The organism is Thermovenabulum sp. (assembly GCF_049701175.1).
Taxonomy (GTDB): Bacteria; Bacillota; Thermosediminibacteria; order Thermosediminibacterales; family Thermosediminibacteraceae; genus Thermovenabulum.
Genome location: NZ_JBNATW010000048.1, coordinates 1 through 9,655, shown reverse-complemented (window position 1 = coordinate 9,655; position 9,655 = coordinate 1). Strand labels below are relative to the sequence as shown.

8 protein-coding genes and 2 pseudogenes are annotated in these 9,655 nt (G+C 34.4%); all 10 read left to right on the top strand.

The window, feature by feature from the left end:
* Positions 1–150: 150 nt before the first annotated feature.
* Complete coding sequence (dnaA, locus tag ACPLVF_RS11655; RefSeq protein ID WP_424907996.1) at positions 151–1,497, top strand: chromosomal replication initiator protein DnaA; 1,347 nt, start codon at positions 151–153, stop codon at positions 1,495–1,497.
* 256 nt (positions 1,498–1,753) lie between these two features.
* Positions 1,754–2,863, top strand: coding sequence for a DNA polymerase III subunit beta (gene dnaN / locus ACPLVF_RS11650; protein ID WP_424907995.1), 1,110 nt, complete (start codon positions 1,754–1,756; stop codon positions 2,861–2,863).
* A 3-nt stretch (positions 2,864–2,866) separates the two neighbouring features.
* Positions 2,867–3,082 carry a S4 domain-containing protein YaaA gene (gene yaaA, locus ACPLVF_RS11645; RefSeq protein ID WP_424907994.1) on the top strand — a complete coding sequence of 72 codons (216 nt, stop codon included), beginning with the start codon at positions 2,867–2,869 and terminating at the stop codon, positions 3,080–3,082.
* Between the two features lies 1 nt (position 3,083).
* Complete coding sequence (gene recF, locus ACPLVF_RS11640; RefSeq protein ID WP_424907993.1) at positions 3,084–4,148, top strand: DNA replication/repair protein RecF; 1,065 nt, start codon at positions 3,084–3,086, stop codon at positions 4,146–4,148.
* Between the two features lie 5 nt (positions 4,149–4,153).
* On the top strand, positions 4,154–4,627 hold the full coding sequence (locus tag ACPLVF_RS11635; protein ID WP_424907992.1) for a DUF721 domain-containing protein: 474 nt from the start codon (positions 4,154–4,156) through the stop codon (positions 4,625–4,627).
* Between the two features lie 5 nt (positions 4,628–4,632).
* Entirely contained in the window at positions 4,633–4,887 is a 255-nt protein-coding gene (gene remB, locus ACPLVF_RS11630; protein WP_424907991.1) for an extracellular matrix regulator RemB, read from the top strand.
* A 15-nt stretch (positions 4,888–4,902) separates the two neighbouring features.
* Entirely contained in the window at positions 4,903–6,810 is a 1,908-nt protein-coding gene (gene gyrB, locus ACPLVF_RS11625) for a DNA topoisomerase (ATP-hydrolyzing) subunit B (RefSeq protein ID WP_424907990.1), read from the top strand.
* 21 nt (positions 6,811–6,831) lie between these two features.
* The gene (gyrA, locus tag ACPLVF_RS11620; protein WP_424907989.1) at positions 6,832–9,255 is read left to right on the top strand and encodes a DNA gyrase subunit A; all 2,424 of its coding nucleotides are present in this window, start codon (positions 6,832–6,834) and stop codon (positions 9,253–9,255) included.
* Positions 9,246–9,344 (top strand): annotated as a pseudogene (locus ACPLVF_RS11615) (IS607 family transposase); the annotation flags it as partial. The gene gyrA and the pseudogene ACPLVF_RS11615, both read left to right, overlap by 10 nt.
* Positions 9,325–9,483 (top strand): annotated as a pseudogene (locus ACPLVF_RS11610) (helix-turn-helix domain-containing protein); the annotation flags it as partial. The pseudogenes ACPLVF_RS11615 and ACPLVF_RS11610, both read left to right, overlap by 20 nt.
* Positions 9,484–9,655 lie beyond the last annotated feature (172 nt).

Here is a 9,655-nt window from a genome sequence, read left to right as displayed (position 1 = left end):
CATTTTTTCTGCTTTTTCCTCCTTTTTGACCTAAAAATATTTTACACTATCATTTTTATTGAATTAACAATTATATTTTGTTATCATTTTATTAGCCAGTCAGTGGCTTTTATTTTTCTTTTTTTATCAACCGAGGAGGTTTTAAATTATATGACCGGCAATCTTTCTGACATTTGGCAGCATGTTCTCAAGATATTAGGAAGTGAACTAAATAACGACGTATCTTACAACACCTTTTTAAAACCCACAAAGCTCATATCATTAAGCGATGGTATTGCAAAAGTAGAAGTTCCCAATGATTTTATAAAAGGTATACTTGAAAAAAGGTATTATAATTTATTAAAAGATATTTTAAGTTCCATTTTAAACTCAGAAATTTCTCTTGTCTTTATTGTAAACGAAAATTATCTTAATGAGAATAATTCTGATCAGCAGATTGAAAAAGAATTAGTAAAAACCTCTGATGACGGTCAATCCAATCTTAATCCTAAATATACCTTTGATACCTTCGTTGTGGGAAATAGTAATAGATTTGCACATGCAGCTTCCTTAGCAGTAGCTCAATCTCCTGCAAAAGCTTACAATCCCTTTTTTATATACGGTGGAGTAGGTTTGGGCAAAACCCATTTAATGCACGCAATTGGCCATTACATTTTAGAGCATAACCCGTATTGCAGGGTAGTATACGTATCTTCGGAAAAATTTACAAACGAATTAATTAACTCAATAAGAGACGACAAAAACGTTGAATTTAGAAATAAGTATAGAAATATTGATGTACTTCTCATAGACGATATTCAATTCATTGCTGGTAAAGAAAGAACCCAGGAAGAATTTTTCCATACCTTCAACGCCCTTTATGAAGCAAATAAACAAATAATTATCTCCAGCGATAGGCCACCAAAAGAAATCCCCACATTAGAAGAACGCCTAAGATCGCGTTTTGAATGGGGTCTTATAACAGATATACAACCTCCAGATTTTGAAACAAGGATTGCAATATTAAGAAAAAAAGCTTTAATGGAGAACCTAACCGTTCCCGATGAAGTAATAAACTTTATCGCAGAAAAAATAGAAACAAACATTAGAGAATTAGAAGGAGCACTTATTAGAATAGTCGCCTACTCCTCTCTTACTAATAAACCCATTGACTTATCGTTAGCGGAGTTCGTTCTAAAAGATTTATTGCCAAATACTAAACAAAAAACCATTACCATATCTGATATTCTTCACGCAGTAGGCTCTCATTTTTCAATAAAAATAGAAGATTTTAAATCAAAAAAACGCACCAAAGAACTCGCATATGCAAGGCAAATCGCCATGTACCTTGCAAGGGAACTCACCGACTACTCCCTTCCAAAAATTGGAGAAGAGTTTGGTGGGAGAGACCATACTACAGTAATTCACGCCTGTGAAAAAATTTCAAAGGATATTTCTAAGGACAAAGAACTCGCATCAATTATAGACAACCTTAAAAGAAAAATTATAAACGGCTAATTGTGGAAAATATCTTTATAAATTATTAATTTTTTGTGGATTATTGTGGATATTTTTCTAAATCGACTTGTTTATGTTAATTATTTATAATAATTTATACCCACTATCCACAAATTATTAAATTCTCAAAACCCATATTTGAAAGTTATTCACAATATTTATCCACATATCCACAGTGCTTACTACTACTCCTACTAATTTAAAATCCCTCTACGAAAATTTAATCTTATAGTCATATTAGAGGGGAGTGTATATTATGATTTTTTCGATTGAAAAGGAAAAACTTTTGAGTTTATTAAACACTGTTGAAAAATTTGTTCCTAATAAGACTACTATACCCATACTTTCCGGTATTAAGTTCTCTGCAAAGGAAAAATTCTTGGAACTTTCAGCAACTGACCTTGATATGGGGATAGAGTGTAAAATAGAGGCAGATATTAAAGACGAAGGAAGTGCAGTTATTCCTTCAAAAACATTTTTAGAAATAGTAAGAAAGTTACCCAAAGGAGAGCTATTTTTTACTAAGAATGAGGATAAAATAAACATAAAAGCAGGAGAAATAAACTTATCCTTACCCTGTTTTGAACCTTACGATTTTCCTGAGATACTTCCAGAAAAATCTGAACATATTTTAAATTTTTCTCACGATTTGTTTAAAAAAATGGTAAAACAGACTATTTTTGCAACAGCTGAAGAATCCCTTTCAAGGCCGGTTTTAACGGGAGAGCTTTTAGAGGTGAAAAACGGTAAATTCAATATTGTAGCCCTTGATGGTTTTAGGATAGCATGGAGATGGGAAGAAATCGATGCAGACAATTTCAGTGTAATTGTTCCGGGGAAGACTTTGTCCGAGTTTTCAAAGATTGATTTTGATGAAGACAATAAAGAATTTGAAATCCATACTGCGAACAACAAAATAATATTTAAATCGAACTTTTTGACAATCACTTCAAGGTTGTTAGAAGGAAAATTTATCGAATATGAAGAAATCGTTAAGGTTGAACCAAAGGTAAGGGTTTTAATAAATACCGACGAGCTCTTAGAAAGTGTAGAAAGAGCTTATGTATTCGCAAAAGAAGGCAGCAAAAACAATATTGTAAAAATAAGCATACAAAACGGGGTTATTACAGTAAGTTCGGAATCGGAAGTAGGAAATTTTTCAGAAAATATAAAATGTGAAACTTCTGGTGAAGATTTAATAGTTGCTTTTAATGCAAAATTTTTGATTGATGCTTTAAAGTCAGTAGAGTATCCTGAAATATCTATGGAATTTGGGGGAGAAGTTAATCCTTTGATTATTAAACCTGTAAATGTGGAAAATCACATAAACTTTTTACTGCCTATTAGGCTGAGGAGTGAAGCGTAATTTATGGAAGTTAAGATTAATACTGAGTATATCAAACTTGATTCATTTTTAAAGTGGGCAAATATAGTTTCTACAGGAGGTCAAGCAAAAATATTAATTCAAGAAGGTAAAGTTAAGGTCAACGGAGAAGTGGAGACCAAAAGGTCGAGAAAAATTTTCCCGGGAGATGAGGTGGAAGTTGAAGGAAACAGGTACATAGTAAAAGGCGGGAGTGAATAATTTGAAAATAAAAGAACTCCGTCTTAGGAATTTTAGAAATTTTAAAGAAAAAGACTTTTTTTTTGAAGATGTGAATATTATCTATGGGAAGAATGCTCAAGGGAAAACAAATATTTTAGAAGCGATATATTACCTGTGTAATTTTAAACCTATAAAAACATCAAAAGAAGTAGATCTTATTAATTTTGATAGCGATTATGCGTATATAAAGGGTATTTTCGAAGATGAAGGGGATTTAATAGATAGGGAAGTTTATATAAGCAAAGATGGAACAAAAAAATTAAAGGAAATGGGTCATGATGTAAAAAAAATAAAGGATCTATCCGGTAAATACGGTACTATTTTTTTTTCACCAGATAATTTGTCATTAATAAAAGGCAGCCCCTCTGTAAGGAGAAGGTTTTTTGATGGAATAATTTCTGACATTAAGCCTATATATTATAATTATTTAAAGGATTATTACAAGTTTTTGATGCAGAAAAATAAACTTTTAAAAAATTACGATAAAAAATTTTATAACAGGGAACTTTTAGAGGTTTTCAACGAAGAAATTATTAACCTTTCAGCAATAATTATAAAATTAAGGATTGCTTTTATAAAAAAATTTAAACCTTTAATTAATGATTTATACAAAGACTTCTCAGGAGATAATTCACAGATTGACTTATACTACAATTCCCCTATTGCCGAAATAGGGGAATTTTCGATAGATGAAATAAAAACAAGGTTAAGGGAAGAAATCGATAGAAATTACCAGGGACCTCATACCGATGATTATGTATTTTTATGCGGAGGAAGGGATATAAAAAGATATGGGTCTCAGGGAGAAATAAGGACGTTGGTTTTGAGTTTAATTTTTGGTAAAGGGAAAATTGCCTTTGAATCAGCGGTCAAAACTCCGATAATATTACTGGATGATGTTCTTTACGAATTAGATTTTGGTCGGAGAGAAAAACTACTTAAGTATAATTTTGGTCAAATATTTATAACTACTACTGATTTAAAAAGCCTTCCCGAGGAAATATTAAAAAAGGCTTTACTGATAAGCCTTCCTAAGGAAGGATGATGTTTATGGAAAAATTAGGGGATTTATTGCAAAAAAAATATAAGCAATTAGATATAAATTTAAAGCTTACTGAGTCTATTATAAAAATTTATTATAAAGATATAGTAGGCCCAGAAATTTATAAGATATCAAATCCTATTTGTATAAAAGGCAAGACCTTGTTTATAGGGGTTAAAAATTCAGTATGGGCTCATCATCTCTTGTTTTTTAAAGAGGAAATAATAAAAAAGATAAATTCCAAATTTAAGAAAAAAATTATAAAAGATTTAAAATTTATGGTATCAGATGAAGAATGTAAAGAAGAATTAAATAATAACGAGGACTACTATACAGAAATAAATCTAAGCGAATTTAATCTTCCAAAAGAAAAAATTATGTGGATAGAGAAGGTATGTTCTGATGTAACTGATAAAATGCTCAAAGAAAAACTAAAAGAAGTTATGAAAAAGGATGCTATATATAAAATGCATAAGAGGTGAGTTGGTTGTTCATTCATATAGGCAAAAATACGGTGATAAAAAGCAGTGAAGTCATAGTAATTTTAGACAGAAATTCTCTAAAATCCATTGCTACATCGGAATTTTTACAGATTGCAAAAGAAGAAGGTTTTGTAAAGAATGAGGAAGACGGTAAATCAATAGTTATTACGGATAAAAATGTATATTATTCACCCATATCGTCGGTTACCCTTTTAAAGAGGGCAAATGTTTTGGTTGATTTAAATGAATACAATGGATAGTACGGGGGTTGTAGAATGGAAAAAAAGCCGGTTTACGATGAAACAAAAATTGAGGTTTTAGAAGGTTTAGAACATGTAAGGTTGAGGCCGAGCATGTATATAGGTTCAACGGATATAAAAGGACTGCACCATTTGGTGTATGAAGTAGTAGACAACAGTGTAGACGAGGCATTGGCAGGGTTTTGTAAAAACATAATAGTTACGATAAAAAAAGATGGTTCCATAAGTGTAGAGGATGACGGAAGGGGTATTCCTGTAAAAATCCATCCTAAGGTAGGGAAGCCAGCTTTAGAGGTTGCTTTAACACAGCTTTACGCTGGAGGAAAATTTGGTTCTGGTGGATATAAGGTTTCCGGTGGGCTTCACGGAGTTGGTGTTTCAGTTGTAAATGCTTTATCCCAATGGTTGGAAGTTGAAGTAAAAAGGGATGGGTTTTTATACAGGCAAAGGTACGAGAGGGGTAAACCTGTAACACAGGTTGAAAGGGTAAGGGAGGCAGAAGGCACAGGAACAAAGGTTACCTTTCTTCCTGATAAGGAAATATTTGAGGATATTAATTTCAATTTTGAAATCCTTGCCCAGCGTTTGAGGGAACAGGCCTTTTTGACAAAAGGCTTAAAAATAGTTTTAAAGGATGAGAGGACTAACAAAGAGCAAGTCTACTATTATGAGGGCGGAATTGTCTCTTTTGTAAAATATCTAAATAGAAACAAAGATGTACTGCATGAAGAACCAATTTATATGAGTGCAAAAGAAAAGGACGAATGGGAAGTAGAGGTTGCTATTCAATACAACGATTCCTATACAGAAAATGTATTAAGTTTTGCAAACAACATAAATACCCAGGAAGGCGGAACTCATTTAATAGGTTTTAAAACTGCTCTGACAAGGGTTATTAATGATTACGCAAGGAAAATAAATCTTTTGAAGGAACAGGATCAGAATTTATCAGGGGATGACATAAGGGAAGGGTTGACTGCGGTAATAAGTGTTAAGTTGAAAAATCCCCAATTTGAAGGACAGACCAAGACTAAATTGGGCAACAGTGAAATGAGGAGTATAGTAGATCAGGTTGTAAGCGAGGGAATGTCAAAGTTTTTAGAAGAAAACCCTTCTATAGCAAGAAGCATAGTGGAAAAAGCTATAAGTGCTGCAAGGGCAAGGGAAGCAGCGAGAAAGGCAAGGGAACTTGTAAGAAGAAAAAACGCGTTGGACAAAACAACCCTTCCTGGAAAACTTGCGGATTGCAGCGAAAAAGATCCGAAGCTTTGCGAGCTTTATCTTGTAGAAGGAGATTCTGCAGGGGGCTCTGCAAAGCAGGGAAGAAATCCAAGATTTCAAGCAATACTTCCTCTCAGGGGAAAAATCCTGAATGTAGAAAAGGCAAGACTTGATAAGGTTCTTTCAAACGAAGAAATAAGGGCAATGATAATGGCCCTGGGCACAGGGATCGGAGATGACTTTGATATTGAAAAATTAAGATACCATAAAATCATACTCATGGCTGATGCAGATGTTGATGGAGCTCATATAAGGACTCTATTGTTGACATTTTTCTACAGGTTTATGAGACCTCTCATTGAGGCGGGAAAGGTTTACATTGCACAACCGCCCCTTTATAGGATTTCTAAAGGCAAAGAGGTCCATTACGCTTACAGTGATGAAGAATTGAGGAGTATATTAGAAAAGATGAAGGATAGGGAAAAAATAGAGGTGAAAAGATTTAAGGGTCTTGGTGAAATGAATGCAGATCAGCTGTGGGAGACCACTATGAATCCAAAGACCAGAACTATTTTAAAGGTTAGTTTAGAAGATGCTATTGAAGCAGATGAAATATTTACTATTTTGATGGGAGAGAAGGTCGAACCGAGAAAACAATTCATCTTCGAACATGCGCAGGAAGTAAGAAACCTTGATATTTAAAAGTAAAACGGGGGTTTTAAAATGGCTGAAACTACGGGAAAGGTTTTGCATGTATCTATAGAAGAAGAAATGAAAAAATCTTATATAGATTATGCAATGAGCGTTATTGTAGGTAGGGCTCTGCCAGATGTAAGGGACGGCTTAAAACCCATTCACAGGCGAATTTTATACGCTATGAGCGAACTTAACCTTACTCCTGATAGACCTCATAGAAAATCTGCAACAATCGTAGGTGATGTGATGGGGAAATACCATCCCCACGGGGATGCTGCGATTTACGATGCAATGGTCCGAATGGCTCAGGATTTTTCTATTAGGTATCCTTTGATTGACGGACACGGTAACTTTGGTTCAGTGGATGGAGACCCTCCTGCAGCAATGAGGTACACCGAGGCTCGGCTTTCAAAAATAGCTTTGGAAATGCTTTCCGATATTGATAAGGACACTGTTGATTTTGTACCTAACTTTGATGAGACTTTAAAAGAACCCAAGGTCCTTCCTTCGAGATTTCCCAACCTTCTTGTAAACGGTTCATCGGGAATTGCAGTAGGAATGGCTACAAATATACCGCCCCATAATTTGGCAGAGGTTATAGACGGTGCGGTGTTAATGATCGAAAATAAGGATGTAAGCCCTGAGGATTTAATGAAGGTTATAAAAGGCCCCGATTTTCCAACTGGAGGAATTATCGTAGGAACCGAAGGGATAAAGGAGATGTACACAACGGGAAGGGGGTCAATAATAGTAAGAGCTAAAGCAAAAATTGAAGTAGAACACGGAAAGGAACGGATAGTAATAAACGAAATACCGTATATGGTCAATAAAGCAAAACTTATAGAAAAAATAGCTGAACTGGTAAGGGATAAACATATTGAAGGCATTACTGATATAAGGGATGAAAGCGATAGAAACGGGATAAGGGTTGTTATAGAATTGAAGAAGGATGCAAATTCAAGGGTAATACTTAATAAATTGTATAAGCATACTCAGATGCAGGTTACCTTTGGAGCAATAATGTTAGCCCTTGTGGATAACAAGCCCATGGTTTTAAACTTAAGGGATATTATTTACTACTACCTTGAACATCAAAAGGAGGTCATTATTCGCCGCACAAAATTTGAACTTTCAAAAGCGGAAGAGAGGGTTCATATTCTCGAAGGATTGAGGATAGCTCTTGCAAACTTGGATGAGGTAATTGCGCTTATAAGAAGGTCTAAAGATGTGCCTACTGCAAGGGAAGGGCTAATAAAAAAATTTAATCTAACAGAAAAACAGGCGCAAGTTATTTTAGACATGAGGCTTCAAAGGTTGACAGCACTTGAAAGACAGAAAATAGAAGAAGAGTATAAAGAATTATTAAATAAGATTGATTACTACAAAAAGGTTTTATCCGACGAAAAAATGGTTTTAGGGATAATAAAAGACGAACTTTTAATGATAAAAGAAAGGTTTAGGGATGAAAGAAGGACAGAAATTGTAGAAAGTATTGACGAAATGGACGAGGAAGATTTGATTGCTGAAGAGGATGTAGTCATTACTATGACCCATTTTGGTTATGTAAAAAGAATGCCCCTTTCAGCTTATAAAAGCCAAAAGAGGGGAGGAAAAGGAGTAAACGGGATAACAACTCGGGAAGAAGATTTTGTAGAGAAAATATTTGTAGCTTCTACACATCATGTACTTCTATTTTTCACAAACTTGGGGAATGTATACAGGCTTAAGGCTCATGAAGTTCCGGAAGCGGGCAGGACAGGAAAAGGAACTGCTATAGTTAATTTAATTAATTTAAAGCCGAGGGAAAAGATAACCGCTGTAATTGCTATTAAGGATTTTGATGAGGCAAATTATATAGTTATGGTTACAAAAAAAGGTTTGATAAAAAAGACAAAGCTTTCTGAGTTTAAAACACTTAGAAAGTCTGGAATTATAGCCATAAACCTGAATCCTGAAGACGAATTAATCGGAGTTAATATTGCGAACAATGACAGTGAGATAATTTTGGCAACTTTAAAGGGCATGAGCATAAGGTTTAAGGTAAAAGATGTTTCAGAAATGGGAAGATCTGCAAAAGGTGTAAAAGCAATGTCACTTCAAGAAGATGACCAAATAGTAGCTTTTGATATGATTTTTGATGATAGGGACGTTTTCATAATAACAGAAAAAGGATTTGGCAAAAGAACCCCTATTTCTGAGTATCGGATACAATCAAGGGGTGGAAAAGGAATATTAACTCAGAAGATAAGCGAAAAAACCGGTAATGTGGTTTCATTAAAGACCGTATCCGAAAAAGATGATGTCATAATTTCAACCGCAAACGGCATGATGATAAGGTTAGAGGTAAAAGGTATACCTAAAACTAGTAGAAACACAAGAGGAGTAACCTTGATAAAATTGGAGGAAAACGATATAGTTTCAGCTGTCGCTGTAGTAAGCGAAGAAGAATAGCAGAGGATTTAATAGCGATAGTTACATCGTTTGCGGCCAGGATTTACGGGCAAAGAGGTGCTAAAAAACATGATAACAATACAGGCTAAACTTACTTTCCCGAGCGAGGAAGACGAGCAGGAAGTAGCTGATTTAATGAGAAGATGGTCATCCTGCACAAGATTCGCATATAACAGGCTTTTAGAAGGTAAAAGCAGAAATACACTAAAAAAAGAACTTCTAGGCATAGACATTAATGCCTATCCGAATAATGTGGCATGGGCGGAAGCTGATGGTAATGGACAGCTTGTAAGTTATGGCAGAATACCGATGCCTGAACTTACAAGCGGCAGTTCAGATAAAAGAGGTATATGGCAATTCTAAAAGATTTAGATGCTGACGAATTGGAGGAATTAAAAGA